Source organism: Microbispora rosea (assembly GCF_900156315.1).
Lineage (GTDB): Bacteria > Actinomycetota > Actinomycetes > Streptosporangiales > Streptosporangiaceae > Microbispora > Microbispora rosea.
Genome location: NZ_FTNI01000008.1, coordinates 234,987 through 249,348, shown reverse-complemented (window position 1 = coordinate 249,348; position 14,362 = coordinate 234,987). Strand labels below are relative to the sequence as shown.

12 protein-coding genes are annotated in these 14,362 nt (G+C 71.8%); 3 read left to right on the top strand and 9 right to left on the bottom strand.

The window, feature by feature from the left end; all coding sequences use genetic code 11:
- Window positions 1-121: 121 nt before the first annotated feature.
- Both BXA11_RS14480 and BXA11_RS14475 read right to left on the bottom strand, forming a co-directional pair.
- Window positions 122-1,270: an ABC transporter ATP-binding protein gene (locus tag BXA11_RS14480; RefSeq protein WP_076434930.1), complete on the bottom strand. Its 1,149-nt coding sequence runs from the start codon at window positions 1,268-1,270 to the stop codon at window positions 122-124.
- A gap of 51 nt (window positions 1,271-1,321) precedes the next feature.
- A complete protein-coding gene (locus tag BXA11_RS14475) occupies window positions 1,322-2,755 on the bottom strand; it encodes a gamma-aminobutyraldehyde dehydrogenase (protein WP_076434929.1) in 1,434 nt (477 codons plus the stop codon).
- A gap of 222 nt (window positions 2,756-2,977) precedes the next feature.
- Between BXA11_RS14475 and BXA11_RS14470 the strand changes: the two genes are divergently transcribed.
- Entirely contained in the window at window positions 2,978-3,469 is a 492-nt protein-coding gene (locus tag BXA11_RS14470; RefSeq protein WP_030511698.1) for an Lrp/AsnC family transcriptional regulator, read from the top strand.
- A 38-nt stretch (window positions 3,470-3,507) separates the two neighbouring features.
- On the opposite strand, the gene BXA11_RS14465 is transcribed toward BXA11_RS14470, so the two are convergent.
- The 6 genes from BXA11_RS14465 to BXA11_RS14440 form a co-directional block, all read right to left on the bottom strand.
- Window positions 3,508-5,115, bottom strand: coding sequence for an ABC-F family ATP-binding cassette domain-containing protein (locus BXA11_RS14465; RefSeq protein ID WP_076434928.1), 1,608 nt, complete (start codon window positions 5,113-5,115; stop codon window positions 3,508-3,510).
- 245 nt (window positions 5,116-5,360) lie between these two features.
- On the bottom strand, window positions 5,361-6,014 hold the full coding sequence (locus BXA11_RS14460; RefSeq protein ID WP_076434927.1) for a cyclase family protein: 654 nt from the start codon (window positions 6,012-6,014) through the stop codon (window positions 5,361-5,363).
- A 17-nt stretch (window positions 6,015-6,031) separates the two neighbouring features.
- Window positions 6,032-6,976, bottom strand: a complete 945-nt coding sequence (speB, locus tag BXA11_RS14455; RefSeq protein ID WP_030511701.1) for an agmatinase — start codon at window positions 6,974-6,976, stop codon at window positions 6,032-6,034.
- Window positions 6,973-7,800, bottom strand: a complete 828-nt coding sequence (locus BXA11_RS14450; protein ID WP_076434926.1) for a nitrilase-related carbon-nitrogen hydrolase — start codon at window positions 7,798-7,800, stop codon at window positions 6,973-6,975. Before BXA11_RS14450 ends, speB begins: the two co-directional genes overlap by 4 nt.
- Window positions 7,797-8,951: an alcohol dehydrogenase catalytic domain-containing protein gene (locus tag BXA11_RS14445; RefSeq protein WP_076434925.1), complete on the bottom strand. Its 1,155-nt coding sequence runs from the start codon at window positions 8,949-8,951 to the stop codon at window positions 7,797-7,799. The genes BXA11_RS14450 and BXA11_RS14445 overlap by 4 nt, the downstream gene beginning before the upstream one ends.
- Before the next feature lie 33 nt (window positions 8,952-8,984).
- Window positions 8,985-10,412 (bottom strand): purine-cytosine permease family protein, encoded by a 1,428-nt coding sequence (locus BXA11_RS14440; protein WP_076434924.1) that lies wholly within the window; start codon window positions 10,410-10,412, stop codon window positions 8,985-8,987.
- A gap of 94 nt (window positions 10,413-10,506) precedes the next feature.
- Here BXA11_RS14440 and BXA11_RS14435 point away from each other — a divergent pair, with 94 nt between their 5' ends.
- Window positions 10,507-11,964 (top strand): PucR family transcriptional regulator, encoded by a 1,458-nt coding sequence (locus BXA11_RS14435; RefSeq protein ID WP_030511705.1) that lies wholly within the window; start codon window positions 10,507-10,509, stop codon window positions 11,962-11,964.
- A gap of 21 nt (window positions 11,965-11,985) precedes the next feature.
- On the opposite strand, the gene BXA11_RS14430 is transcribed toward BXA11_RS14435, so the two are convergent.
- Complete coding sequence (locus BXA11_RS14430) at window positions 11,986-12,765, bottom strand: DivIVA domain-containing protein (RefSeq protein ID WP_076434923.1); 780 nt, start codon at window positions 12,763-12,765, stop codon at window positions 11,986-11,988.
- Between the two features lie 125 nt (window positions 12,766-12,890).
- On the opposite strand from BXA11_RS14430, the gene BXA11_RS14425 reads away from it, so the two are divergent.
- Window positions 12,891-14,318 (top strand): ABC transporter ATP-binding protein, encoded by a 1,428-nt coding sequence (locus tag BXA11_RS14425; protein WP_076434922.1) that lies wholly within the window; start codon window positions 12,891-12,893, stop codon window positions 14,316-14,318.
- The last annotated feature ends 44 nt before the right edge of the window (window positions 14,319-14,362 follow it).

The following is a 14,362-nucleotide window of genomic DNA, read 5'->3' as shown; positions in this document are numbered from 1 at the left end:
GAGTTCGTGCTCCGGGTTCGCTGTACCGGGTTCGCTGTACAGGGGGTTCGGGGATTCGTGGCGGGAATGCGTCGAGGGGATGCGTGGCGGGGATGTCGACGGATGGAGCCGGCGCGGGGATCTACCGCAGCGCGTAGGAGTGCCAGGGCTGCCAGGAGAGCCAGACCGCGTCGCCTCGCTCGGCGGTGATCGTGCTGTCGTTGGCGTTCTGCTCGAACACCGTGATCTCGGCGCCGTCGCCGAGCCTCACGACGTAGCTGTTGTAGGTGCCGAGGTAGACGACCTCGGAGACCGTCCCCCGCACCACGCTGAGGTCGCCTTCCGGCTGGTCCTTAGCGATTTTGATCTTCTCGGGCCGGACCGTGAGGTCGACCGAGGCGCCGGCCGCGAGCGCGCCGTCGGCGGGGACGAGGATCCGGTCGCTCGCGCCGAGCGCGAGCACGGCGGTGTCGCCGGTGATCTGCTGGACGGTGCCGCTCAGCAGGTTGGACGTGCCGATGAACCCCGCCACGAACTTGCTGGCGGGCCGCTCGTAGATCTCGCGCGGTTCCGCGAGCTGCTCCACGAGGCCGTCGTTCATGACCGCGATGCGATCGCTCATCGTCAGCGCCTCGCTCTGGTCGTGCGTCACGTAGACGAACGTGATGCCGACCTCGCGCTGGATGCGCTTGAGCTCGATCTGCATGGCCTGGCGGAGCTTGAGGTCGAGCGCGCCGAGCGGCTCGTCGAGCAGGAGCGCGCGGGGGCGGTTGACCAGGGCCCGGGCGAGGGCGACGCGCTGCTGCTGGCCTCCCGACATCTCCTTCGGCCGGCGCTTCTCGCGGCCGACCAGGTCCACGACCTCCAGGATCTCGCCGACGCGGCGCTTGATCTCCGCGTCGGGGACCTTCTTGCGCTTGAGCCCGAACGCGACGTTGTCCCAGACGTTCATGTGCGGGAACAGCGCGTAGGACTGGAACACCATGTTGATGTCACGCTTGTTCGGCGGGACGCTCGTGACGTCCTCCCCGTGGAGCCTGACGACCCCCTGTGTGGGGTCCTCGAACCCGGCGATCATCCGCATGCTGGTGGTTTTGCCACAGCCTGAGGGGCCGAGGAGGGAGAAGAACTCCCCCTCCGCAATGGCGAGGCTCACGCCCTTGACCGCCCGTACGACCTCGCCGTGCGAGACGTACTCCTTGACCACGTGGTCGAGTTCGATGGCGGGCACGTCTCCTGATACGGGGGCAGCCGCGACGGCTGCCCCCGGGCCCGCCTGGATCTCTGTCATTCCAGGCTTATCCCTCTTTTTCGCTAGGTACCCGGCCGGAGCTGGGAGCACCTATTCGCCGATGTAGTGCATGACGTGCTTGACTCGGGTGTAGTCGTGCAGGCCGAAGACGGACAGGTCCTTGCCGTAGCCCGAGTGCTTGAAGCCGCCGTGCGGCATCTCGGACACGAACGGGATGTGGGTGTTGACCCAGACGACGCCGAAGTCGAGCCGCTTGGACATCCGCATCGCGCGGCCGTGGTCGGAGGTCCACACCGAGCCGGACAGGCCGTAGCGGACGCCGTTGGCCTTGGCCAGCGCGTCGGCCTCGTCGGTGAACGTCTGAACGGTCATGACAGGACCGAAGATCTCGTCCTGGACCATCTCGTCGTCCTGCTTCAGCCCGTCCACCACGGTCGGGGCGAAGAAGAAGCCCTTGTCGCCGACGCGGGCGCCGCCGGTGAGGACCTTCGCGTGCTCGGGCAGCCGCTGGAAGAAGCCCTCGACCCGGGTGAGCTGGTTCGCGTTGTTCAGCGGCCCGAAGTAGGCGTCCTCCACGTCGAGACCGCCCAGCTTGGTGGCGGCGGCGGCCTCGGCGAGCGCGGCGGCGAACTCGTCGTGGATGCTCTCCTGCACGAGCACTCGGCAGGCGGCGGTGCAGTCCTGGCCGGCGTTGTAGAGGCCCGCACCGGCGACGGCCTCGGCGACGGCCTTGATGTCCTTGACGTCCTCGAAGATCACGACCGGGGCCTTGCCGCCCAGCTCCAGGTGGACCCGCTTGACGTCGTCGGCGGCGGTCCTCGCGACCGCCATGCCCGCGCCCACCGAACCGGTGATCGCCACCATGCTCGCCGACGGGTGGCCGACGACCAGCGAGCCGGTCTCCCGGTCGCCGGTCACGACGTTGAAGACGCCGGCGGGCAGGACCTCACCGAGGATCTCGGCCATCTTCAGCGTGGAGACCGGGGTGGTGTCGGACGGCTTGAGCACGATCGTGTTGCCGGCCGCGAGAGCGGGGGCGATCTTCCACACCGCCATCATCATCGGGTAGTTCCACGGCGTGACCTGACCGATGACGCCGATCGGCTCGTGCCGGATCACCGAGGTGTGGTCGGCGAGGAACTCACCGGCGGTGGGACCCTCCAGGGTGCGGGCCGCACCGGCGAAGAACCGGAAGTGGTCGGCGGCGACCGGGGTCTCGTCCTCGGCCATGCGGGCGCGGGGCTTGCCGGTGTTGCGGCACTCGGCCTCGTTGATCTCGTCCGCGCGGGCCTCGATCGCGTCGGCGACCTTCAGCAGCAGCGCGGCGCGCTCACCCGGCGTCGTCTGTCCCCACGTCTCGAAGGCGGCCGTCGCGGCGGCGTACGCGGCGTCGACGTCCTCCTGGCCCGACACCGGCGCCTGGGCGTAGACCTCGCCCGTCGTAGGGTCTACGACATCGGAGAAACGGCCGCTCGCGGCGTCGACGAACTTCCCGTTCACGAAGTTCTGGAGACGGGTGGTCACCGTTGACCTCCTGGTGGTGGCTGAGTTGTCGCGACTCTGACAGAGGAAGGAGCCTACGACAAGGGATTTCGTCGCTAAGATACCAAATTGCTACGAAATCGCTTGACGCAAGCGATGGAGCTGACACCATGTCAGACCACGATCGCAACATGTCAAAAACGATGCTGTAACACCAGGTCGCTACGGCGATCGAAGCCCGCCAAGAGAGGACACCCCCCGAGGATGACGACTCCGCCTAAGGCTCGCGCGGCTGCCGCGAAGGGTGGGCCGGTGGTGCTCGACGAGATCTCCAAGCAGATCATCGAGCAGCTTCAGATGGACGGGCGAAAGCCGTACGCCGCCATCGGCAAGGCGGTGGGGCTGTCGGAGGCCGCCGTACGCCAGCGCGTGCAGCGCCTGCTCGACCTCGGCGTCATGCAGATCGTCGCCGTCACCGACCCGCTCACCCTGGGCTTCCCCCGCCAGGCCATGATCGGCATCAAGTGCGAAGGCGACCTGGAGCAGGTCGCCGACGAACTGTCGCAGATCCCCGAGATCGACTACGTGGTGCTCACGGCCGGCTCGGTCGACATCATGGTCGAGGTGGTCTGCGAGGGCGACACCCACCTGCTGGAGATCCTGGGCAAGATCCGGGCGATCTCCAGCGTGCGTGCGACCGAGACGTTCGTCTATCTCAAGCTGCACAAGCAGACCTACTCCTGGGGCACCCACTGACGACGGCCACCGGCCCCGGACTTCCGGGGCCGACGCCCTCAGCCCTCCAGCAGACGGCCCCCGGACAGCTCCAGCCACCGGTCGACCCCGACCTCCGTCAGGAAACGCTCGTCGTGGCTGACCACCACGAACGCCCCCTCGTACGCGGCGAGCGCGCTCTCCAACTGCCCCACGCTGACCAGGTCGAGGTTGTTGGTCGGCTCGTCGAGCAGCAGGAGCTGGGGCGCCGGTTCGGCGCACAGCACACAGGCCAGCGTGGCGCGCAGCCGTTCGCCGCCCGACAGCACGCCCACCGGCAGGTGCGCACGCGCGCCGCGGAACAGGAAGCGGGCGAGCAGGTTCATCCGCTCCGCCTCCTGCATGCCGGGGGCGAACGCCGCCAGGTTCTCCGCCACCGTGCGATCCACGTCCAGCAGGTCGAGCCGCTGCGACAGGTAGGCGACCCTGCCGTCGGCCCGCCTGGTCGTGCCGGCGTCCGGCTCGAGTTCTCCGCCGATCAGACGCAGCAGGGTGGACTTGCCCGCGCCGTTGGGGCCGGTCAGCGCGATGCGCTCGGGGCCGCGGATCGCCAGGTCGATGCCCGGCTCGGCGAACAGGCCACGGGCCCGCAGGCCCTCGCCGAGGAAGACCGTCCGCCCGGCGGGCACGTTCGTCCCCGGCAGCTCCAGCGTGATCTTCTGGTCGTCGCGTAGCGCCCGGCCGGCCTCGTCGAGCCTGGCCTTGGCGTCGCTGACGCGGGCGGCGTGCATCTGGCCCGCCCGACCGGCCGACTCCTGGGCGCCCCGCTTCATGTTCCCGGCGAAGATCCGCGCCAGCCCGGCGTTCTTGAGATTGCGTGCGGCGTTGCCCGCGCGGCGCTCGGCCCGCTCGCGCGCCTGCTGCATCTCCCGCTTCTCGCGCTTGAGCTCCTGCTCGGCGCTGCGCACGCTCCGTTCCGCGGCCTCCTGCTCCGCGCGTACGGCCGCCTCGTAGGCGGTGAAGCCGCCGCCGTAGAAGCGGACCTCCCCCCGGTCGAGCTCGGCGATGCGGTCCATGCGGTCGAGCAGGGCCCGGTCGTGGCTGACCACCAGCAGGCAGCCGTTCCAGTCCCCGAGCACGTCGTAGAGCCTGCGGCGCGCGCCGAGGTCGAGATTGTTCGTCGGCTCGTCCAGCAGCAGGACGTCCGGCCGTTTGAGGAGCTGGGCGGCCAGACCGAGCGAGACGACCTGCCCGCCGCTCAGCGTGCCCAGTGTGCGGCCGAACGCGAGGTCGCCGAGCCCGAGCCGATCGAGCTGGGCACGGGTGCGTTCCTCGATGTCCCAGTCGTTGCCGATCGTGGCGAAGTGCTCCTCGGCGGCGTCGCCCGACTCGATGGCGTCGAGCGCGGCGATCACCGGGGCGATCCCGAGAACCTCGGCCACGGTCAGGTCGCCGGTGAGGGGCAGGCTCTGCGGCAGATAACCGAGCACGCCGCCGACGGACACGCTCCCGCCGCGGGGCCGGTACTCGCCGGCGATCAGCTTGAGCAGCGTGCTCTTGCCCGCACCGTTCGGAGCGACAAGGCCCGTACGGCCACCGCCTACCGTGAAGGACAGGTCGCTGAAGACGGGCGTGTCGTCAGGCCAGGAGAAGGACAGGCTGGAACAGATGATGAACGCATCGGACATGCGAGAGACCTCGTACGTGATCCGGGCGCAGCGGAGCGGCCCGGCAAGGGGACAGGGATCAGGGGACGACCGAGAGGGCCACATCGGCGGCGGTCATACGCGCCTGCCGGGGCCGGTCAACCTCCGGTATCACCCGGAGATGTCGTCCTCACCTGCCACGTCTGGTCTCCTAGCCTGGAATCACGAGCGGCCGACACCATAGCAGTTCGACGCCGCCGCCTGTCAATCCGAGGCGTTGGCCGGGGTCAGCCGATCCGGGCGACGGCACGCACGGGAGACCCGTCGGCGGCGTGAAGGCGCAGCGGCAGCAGGGAGGCCTCGATCGGGCGGCCGGCGGCCTGGACCTCCAGCAGCGGGCCGAGGTTGCGCAGGTTCTCCGCGATCACGGCGTGCGCGCCGCACAACACGCGGTGCGCCAGCAGATCGGCGGGAGCCGGGGTGGGGTCGACGCTGAGTGCGTCGACGCCGACGGTGCGCACGCCCGCGGCGACGATCAGGCGGGCGGCCTCGGCGTCCAGGTAAGGGTGGGCCAGGTATTCCGGAGTTCCCCAGTGCTCGTCCCAGCCGGTCGCAACCAGCAGGACGGTCCCCGGCCGCAGCAGTGCGGCCACCGGCTCCAGCATGGAGGGGCTGACCGGCGAGCGCGGCGGCAGGCCCCGGGCGTCGAGGACCGCCGCCGGACCGAGGAAGCGTTCCAGCGGCAGGTCGTCGAGCGTGGGCAGCGTGTCGTCGATGTGGAACGGCGCGTCCACGTGGGTGCCGGACTGCGACCCGAGGTGCAGGCCGAGGACGTTGACGCCCTCGACCGCCACCGTGAGGGCGGGCGCGATCTCCACCTCCGGGTCGCCTGGGTAGACGGGCATGCCGCTCACGACCGGCACCGACAGGTCGACGATCACGGCTTCTCCCTCGGGCGTCAGGCCTTCCCCAGCGCGAGCAGGCCGATCAGATCGTAGGCCACGTGGGAGGCCGCGACCGAAGTGATCTCCGCGTGGTCGTACGCCGGGGCGACCTCGACCACGTCCGCGCCGACGATGTCGCACCCGGCCAGGCCGCGCAGGATCTCCAGCAGTTCCCGGCTGGTCAGGCCGCCTGCCTCGGGGGTGCCGGTGCCGGGCGCGTGCGCCGGGTCGAGCACGTCGATGTCGATCGACAGGTAGAGCGGCCGGCCGCCGATGCGCTGCCGCAGCGCGTCGGCGACCTCGTCCACGCCCCGGCGCATCACATCCGCGCTGGTCACGATGCCGAAACCCAGCCGGCGATCGTCCTCCAGGTCCCTCTTGCCGTACAGCGGGCCGCGGGTGCCGACGTGGCAGACCGCCTCGGTGTCGAGGATGCCCTCCTCGACTGCTCGGCGGAACGGCGTGCCGTGCGTGTATTCGGCCCCGAAGTAGGTGTCCCAGGTGTCGAGGTGCGCGTCGAAGTGCAGCAGCGCGACCGGGCCGTGCCGCCGTGCGGCGGCACGCAGCAGCGGCAGCGCGATCGTGTGGTCGCCGCCGACGGTGACGAGCTTCGTGCCGTCCTCCATGAGGCCGGAGGCGGCCTCATCCACGGTCTCGACGGCGTCGCGGATGTCGAACGGGTTGCACGCGATGTCCCCGGCGTCCGCCACCTGCATCTGCGCGAACGGCGAGACGTCCAGGCCCGGGTGGTACGGCCGGAGCAGACGGCTGGCCTCCCGGACGGCCGCGGGGCCGAACCGGGCGCCGGGACGGTAGGAGACCCCGCTGTCGAACGGCACCCCCACCACCGCGACGTCGGCGTGCCCGACCTCGTCCAGCCGCGGCAGCCGCGCGAAGGTTGCCGGTCCGGCGAATCGCGGGATCCGGGAGGAGTCGACGGGTCCCCGGGGCTCTGTCATGACGTGCGCTCTTCCTTCCAGTAGAGGTCGGTCCGCCGGTCACGATGGACGTCGTTGCGGGGGCCGCTGGCCTTGTTCCGCGCGTGCGTGAGGTCGCAGTCGGCGACCAGCACGGCGGGCCCGTCCCGCAGCACGGGACCCGCCAGAGGGTATCCGTCGGGGCCGATCAGGGAGGTGCCGCAGACCCAGTCGACGCCGCGCTCCGCTCCGCACCTGTCGGCGACGGCGACGAACATGTGGTTGGCCGCAGCGGCGATCTGGGCGTAGGCGACCAGCACCGGGCGCTCCCCCTCCGGGACAGGAGAGGCGGGCCAGTTGGTGGAGACGGCGAGCAGGTCGGCCCCGGCGAGGCCCACGGACCGCACCCACTCGGGAAACTCCAGGTCGTAGCAGACCATCATGCCGATGCGGCCGAGCGCGGTCCCGACGACCGGGGCCGGCCCGTCGCCGGGGGTGAACACGTCCTGCTCGTCGTGCCACAGGTGGGCCTTGCGGTAGACGGCCCTGGTGCCGGTGGCGTCGACCATGACCTGGCTGTTGCGTACGGCCCCGCCGGCCACCTCGCAGAACCCGCCGACGATCACGAGGTCGCGGTCGCGGGCCAACCGCCGCCATGCGGTCACGGTCGGGCCGTCGGCAGGCTCGGCGAGGCTCCTGGCCTCCTCGGCGCCGGTGAAGACGTAGCCGCTGTTGACCAGCTCGGGCAGCACCACCAGCCGGGCCCCGGCCTCGGCCGCTTCCCTGATCGCCGCCTCGGCGGCGGCGCGGTTCGCCTCCGGCTCGCCCACCCGCAGCGGGAGCTGCGCCACGGCGACCCGCGTCACGGCCGCACCCCCGCGTTCGCCCCCGCGTTCGTTCCCGGGTTCGCCCCCACGTGCGCCCCCGGCCGCACCACCGTGCGCAGGCCGGTGCCGGCCCGCAGGTCGGCGAAGGCCGCGGGCAGATCGGCGAGTCCGGCCTCGGCGCCGACCAGCCGGTCGAGCGGCAGGCGCCCGGACAGGTAGAGGCGGGCCAGCCGGGGGAAGTCGACCGCGGGCACGCTGGAGCCGTAGTTGCAGCCGAGGATGTTCTTGCCCTGGTCGGCGAGGTCGAACGGGTCGAAGGAGACCCGCGTGCCCAGTGCGGTCATGCCGACGAGGACCGCGTTGCCGCCCGCGCGCAGCAGCCCGGGCAGCGCCTCGATCGTGGCGGCCCGGCCGATGGCCTCGAACGCGTGATGCGCCCCGCCGGTGATCTCCAGCACCGTCTCCGCCAGCGCCGGGTCGTCGCCGCGCAGGGTGTGCGTGGCGCCGAGTTCCGCGGCCAGGTCGAGCCGCCGGCCCGACAGGTCAACCGCGACGACCGGCTGGGCGCCGGCCAGACCGAGGCCGAGCACGACCGCCTGCCCGACGCCGCCGCATCCGATGACGACGGCCGACTCCCCCGGCCGCACCCCCGCCGTGCGCACGGCGGCCCCGACCCCGGTCGTCACCGCGCACCCGATCAGCGCCCCCACCGGAAACGGCACCTCGTCCGGAACGACGATCGCTGCGGTCTCTGGCACCACGGCGTACTCGGAGAACGTGCCGAGCCCGAGGAAGGGCAGCACGGGCGTGCCGTCCTCGTCGGACAGCGGGGTCGAGCCGTCCGGCAGCGTGTTGGACACGGCCTTGGTGTTCGAGCACAGCCAGGCGCGGCCGGCGGCGCACGCCTCGCAGCGGCGGCACGGCGCGAACCACGACAGCACGACGTGGTCGCCGGGCTTGACGTCGCGCACGGCAGGGCCGACGGCCTCGACCACGCCCGCGCCCTCGTGTCCCAGGACGATCGGCTCCTCGACCGGCCAGTCCCCGTCGAGGACGTGCAGGTCGGAGTGGCAGACACCGCTCGCCTCGATGCGGACGAGGACCTGGTCGTCCCGGGGGCCGGCCAGACGCAGCGCCCGGGTTCGCAGTCCCTGCCCCGGCACGAGGACGGCGGCGTTGGTGACGGTCATGTGGTTCCTTCCTCAGACGACATCCGGCGGCACTCAGGACGCGACGAGCTCACGCTCACTGGCTACCACGACGTCCTCCTCGGACGAGACGTCGAGCGTGCGGCACAGCAGCAGGTAGACGCCGCCTCCCACGATCAGCCCGACGGCGAACGCGACGTCGACGCCGCCCATGGCCTCGGCCACCGGGCCGGTGAAGAAGCTGAGCACCACGAAGGGGACCATCGCGGCCAGGCCCAGCAGGTACGAGACCAGCCCGCGCCACGCCCACATGCCGTAGATGCCGTCCTTGCGGAACAGGTGCGTGATGGCGTAGTGGCCACGCCGTACGAAGAAGTAGTCGACCAGGTTGACGGCCGTCCACGGCACGAGCACGTACAGCATGATCAGCTGCACGTTGGTGAAGGCGGTGGAGAAGTCGCCGATGAGCAGCATCCCCACGAGTGCCCACACCACGGCCAGCACGAGGACGGTGACGATCCTGATCGAGCGGGTCGGCCGCACCGGCCGCAGGGTGTCGACGGCGGTGACGACGGTCAGCATGCCGCTGTAGGCGTTGAGGCCCATGGTCGCGACCAGCACGAGCACGGACACGACGGTGAGCACGCTGCCGAGGCCGGTCAACACGTTCTCACCCGCGTCGTGGATGCCGACGAGCGTGTCCGTGACGCCGAGCCGGGTGGCCATCCACGCACCGATCGGGATCAGCCACAGCGGCGCGGCCGAGGCGCCGCAGAAGACCGACCACACGATGTGCGAGGTCTTGGTGCGCCGGGGCAGGTAGCGCGAGTAGTCCGAGACGTACGGCGCGTACGTGATGTTGTACGAGGCGGCGACCGCGAACTGGACCATGAAGGCGACCCAGGTGAATCCGCCGGAGGCGGGGGCCGCCTGCCCGCCCGCGCCCCCGAACAGGATGGCGGCGGTCAGCACGAGCCACAGCGGCAGCGAGATCCAGAACAGCACCTGGAACGCCCGGTGGAGCCAGTCGTAGCCGTAGATGGCCAGCACCGCGGCCACCACGGTGATGACGAGCCCGATCACCGGCTTGCCCCAGCCGAACACCGCGTTCAGGCCGTTGTCGATGATGACCGTGTCGATGACGTTGAAGCCGACGTACGTGAAGAGCGTGCCGCCGAGCGCCACGATGACGCCGCGATACCCGAGCTGGGCCCGCGACTGCACCATCTGGGGCAGCCCGAGCCACGGGCCCTGCGAGGCGTGGAAGGCCATGAAGAAGGTGCCGAACAGAATGCCGAGCGCGCTCGCCAGCGAGGTCCAGCCGAGCGACAGCCCCATCGCCGGGCCGATGAAACCGATCGCGACGGTGTACGGCTGGAAGTTGCCGCAGAACCAGAACGGGCCCTGGTGCCAGACCTTGCCGTGCCGCTCGCTCTCGGGGACGTAGTCGATCGAGCGGACCTCGATGGCGCCGGTCGAGGCGGAGGGGGCAGCCGTCGTCATACATTCCTCCAGGTCAAGGGGGAGACGGCTTGAGTGTGCCTAACGGCTCCAAATCAGAACAATTGGGTCAATCACCGGAAATAGGCTAGGCGTTGTGGACGGCCACAACACGGTCGAGGACCTGCTGCGCTCCCCCGCGCTGCAGTTGCAAGTGCTGGCGGGCGAACGCGGGCTCGGCAGGTCGGTGTCCTGGGCCCACGTCAGCGAGCTGGAGGACCCCACGCCCTGGCTGCTCGGGGCCGAGGTCATCATGACGACCGGCATCGGGGTCCCGCGCGCCGCCGCCGCCCAGCGCGCGTACCTGGAGCGGCTCGACGACGCCGGGGTGGCCGCGCTCGCGCTCAGCGCGGGCCTGCACGTCCCCCCGCTGCGCCGGGCCTTCCTCGACGCCGCCGAAGACCGCGGATTCCCCGTGCTGGAGGTGCCGCTGGCCGTGCCGTTCATCGCGATCGCGCAGGAGGTCGCGGCCGCGGTCCAGGCGGACGCCCGGCAGCGGCTCGGGGCACAACTGCAGGTGTTCGGCGCGCTGCGCTGGCTCGCCTCGGAGGGCCTGGACACGGCCGGACTGTTCCGGCGGCTCGAACGGCTGTCGGGCTACGAGATCTACCTGACCACGCCGCAGGGCCGCCCGCTGCTGCCCGGCGTGGCGGCGCCCCCGCCGGGCGTACGCCTGCCCGCCTCGATGGACGCCCCGCCGACGATCCCCGGCGGATTCGCGCTCCCGGTCCCCGCGCCCGGCGGCCCTGCCGGGTTCCTGGTCGCCTTCGAGCGGGAGGGTGCCAGGCCCGCCGGGCTCGCCGTCGTCCAGCACATCGCGACCGTCGCCGCCCTGCGGGTGGCCATGGTGCGCAGCGAACGCGAGACGCTGCGGCGGCAGGGCGCGGAGACGCTGGCCGAGCTGCTGCAGGACGTGCTCGACCCGGAGACCGCGCGGCGCAGGCTCGCCCTGGCTGGCCTCGCAGCCGACCGTGACGTCGTGCTGCTCGTGGTGCGCGACGCCGCCGACGACGCCGTCGTACGGGCCCTCGGCGAGCATCCGCACCTCATGCTCCGTCGCCATCGGGACCTGTACGTGCTGACGGCGGCGGACGCCGGCACGGCGGAACTGGAGGCGGTGCCGGGGATCGCGGCCGGCGTCAGCCGCGCTCTCGCACCCGGGTCGTCGCTGCGCGTCGCCCAGCGCGAGGCGCTGTGGGCGGCCTCCCGCGCCGCCGAGTCGGGCCGGCCGCTGGTCGCCTACGGCGCGGACACCACCGGCCGGTGGCTACCCGGCGACGTGGGCGTGCTGGCCGCCCTCGTCGAGCACGTGCTCGGCGACGTCCTGCGGTACGACGCCGAGCACGGATCCGAACTGGTCACGTCGGTGCGGACCTGGATGGAGCGGGACCGCCGCGTCGACGACGCCGCGCGGGCCCTGCACGTGCACCCCAACACGCTGGCGTACCGGCTGCGCCGCTTCGGGGCGCTCACCGGGCGTGACCTGTCGGCGACAGGCGACTTCGCCGAGGTGTGGCTGGCCATCCGCGCGGCGTCCCAGCTCGGCGGCCTTTGACCTCCCGGGCGAGCGCGTGGGTCAGGGACACCGCTCCAGCACGCCCGCCATCTCGGCCAGGAAGCCGTCCACCTCGCCGATCGCGTAGCCGGGCCGGAACACGACGGTCGCGAACGTCGCCCTCCTGACCTGCTCCGCCGTGAGCGGCTCGGCCGCCGTCCCGCGCAGCGTCGCCACCATCCGGTCGAGGAACGCGTCGACCTCCTCCTCGCGGTAGCCCATCCCGAGCCGCCCGGGGCGGAAGGCCACCCGCTCCACCCGCGCCGCCTGTGCCTCCCGCCAGCTCGGGGACCCCGGCGGCGGCGCGGCCCGGGCGGCGGTGACATGGGCGGAGGTGGCACGGGCAGGTGCGGACGGGGCGATCGTGCCGGCGGCGCCGCCGGACCCCGGCCGGCCCGTGCCCGGCGCACGGTCATCGAAGCGCTTCGCCTCGGGCACTCCCGCCGGGTCCTTCGTGGCCACGAGACCGTCCGACGCTCCCGCGGCATCCGCCGCGGACCCGGAACCACTCGCCCCGGGCCGTTTCGCGACCTCCCCCGCGCCGGACGCCGGCGTCGCGGCGGCCTGGCCTCCCCTGGCCTCGACCGCCACGATGAACGCGTCGAGCGCGAAGTCCACCGCCGTCTCGTTGTAACCCCCGAGCTTGACGGCGAACCTGGCGTTCCTGATCTCGTCGGCGGTCACCGGCGGCCCGTCGAGCGGGCCGAGCCCGAGCGTCCGCTCGATCCTGCGCACGAAGGCGTCGACCTGGCCGGGGTCATAGCCCAGGCGCACGGCCATGACGTGGGGAAAGCGGTTCACACCACACCTCCCTGCCCGTTGCCGACGCCCGTCCATTTTGACGGGAGTCCCAACAGAAAGGCGAGACCCAAAGATCGCCCGATGCTCGTACGCAGGGAGGAACATCCCGATAGGCTCAGAAAACTATGCGGATCGCCAGCCTCTCCTTCCGATATGGACGGCGCGACCCCTGGATCCTGTCCGACGCCGGCCTGGTCCTGAACGCCGGAGACGTGATCGAGGTCACCGGGCCCAACGGCACCGGCAAGTCGACCCTCCTGCGACTGGTCGCCGGACTGCTCCGGCCCGTACGCGGAAGCGTCGAGGACCGCCCCCGGGTCGTCGGCTACGCCCCCGAGCGGTTCCCCGCCGACCAGCCGTTCACCGTGGCCTCCTACCTGCGGCACATGGCGGCGGTCCGGAGGGTGGGCACGGAGTCGATCGGCCGATGGAGCGAGCGGCTCGGCATGGACCACCTGCTCGGGCAGCGTCTGCCCGACCTGTCCAAGGGCAGCGCCCACAAGGTGGGTCTCGCGCAGGCGCTGCTCGCCGAGCCGGGGCTGCTCGTGCTCGACGAGCCCTTCGCCGGTCTCGACACCGCCACCCGGGCCGAACTCCCCAGGATCATCGGGGAGATCAGCGCGCGCGGCGGCATCGTCGTGGTGAGCGACCACCAGGGTGATCTGCGTTCCTTCCCGGGCCTGCGCCGCTGCGAGGTCCGCGATCGGGCCCTGCGGGAAGTCGACCCGGTCGAGGAGACCGGCGAGGCGGCCCTGACCGTGCTGGAGGTGACGGTGGCCGCGTCGAGGGCCCTCGGACCTGGCCGACCGCCTGCGCGCCGAGGGCTGCACGGTGAATATCACGGGGCGCACCACGGCCCGCTTCGCCGGGGAGGCCGCCGAATGACACCAGTGATCGCGCTGGCGAGGTTCCGCCTGGCCGGGTACGTCGCCTCACACCGGGCGCTGCAACCGCTGATCGCGTTGCTGGCGCTGCTGGCGGTCCTCTACGCCGGTGCCATTCCCGCCGGTCAGGAGATCGGGGCCACCGCGGACTCGGCGGCCATGCTCGTGCCGGTGCTCGCCTGGGCCGCGCGCGGCCTGCTCGACACCGAACCCGACGAGCAGCGCAGCGTCGCCCTGTCCGCGCTGGGGGCGAAGGAGCTGCTGAGCGGCCTCCTGGCGGCGTTCGCGTCGCTGCTCGTCCTGGCCGCGATCGCCGAGGCCGCGCTGCTCCTCCGCCTCGCCGCCTCCCCCACCCTCACCGTGCTGCTGGTCGGCGTGTGGCTGCACCTGCTGTCCGCGACGGCGGGCCTCGCGCTCGGGGCGCTGACGAGCCGTCCCATCCTGCCCTCCCCGGCGGTGTCCACGATCGCCCTGATCCTCGGCTACCTGTCGATGCTGGTGCTCAGCATGGCCGGCGCCCACTGGCTCACCGTGCCGGTGATGGGCTGGATGCGGGACGCGCATCACGGGGTGCTGCTGTCCGGGCTGCCCCTGATCACCGTGCAGTCGCTGCTGTGGCCCGCGATCGGCCTGGCGGCCTACACGTGGCTGCGCCGCACGCGGCCCTAGTGCACCACTGCACCGGTCGGCGACGCGCCGATCGTCGGCGCGCC

What these genes read in the sequence shown, in the direction of transcription:
- BXA11_RS14480 (WP_076434930.1), bottom strand. Translation starts at nt 1,270, where the DNA reads ATGACAGAGATCCAGGCGGGCCCGGGGGCAGCCGTCGCGGCTGCCCCC.
- BXA11_RS14470 (WP_030511698.1), top strand. Translation starts at nt 2,978, where the DNA reads ATGACGACTCCGCCTAAGGCTCGCGCGGCTGCCGCGAAGGGTGGGCCG.
- BXA11_RS14465 (WP_076434928.1), bottom strand. Translation starts at nt 5,115, where the DNA reads ATGTCCGATGCGTTCATCATCTGTTCCAGCCTGTCCTTCTCCTGGCCT.
- speB (WP_030511701.1), bottom strand. Translation starts at nt 6,976, where the DNA reads ATGACAGAGCCCCGGGGACCCGTCGACTCCTCCCGGATCCCGCGATTC.
- BXA11_RS14445 (WP_076434925.1), bottom strand. Translation starts at nt 8,951, where the DNA reads ATGACCGTCACCAACGCCGCCGTCCTCGTGCCGGGGCAGGGACTGCGA.
- BXA11_RS14440 (WP_076434924.1), bottom strand. Translation starts at nt 10,412, where the DNA reads ATGACGACGGCTGCCCCCTCCGCCTCGACCGGCGCCATCGAGGTCCGC.
- BXA11_RS14425 (WP_076434922.1), top strand. Translation starts at nt 12,891, where the DNA reads ATGCGGATCGCCAGCCTCTCCTTCCGATATGGACGGCGCGACCCCTGG.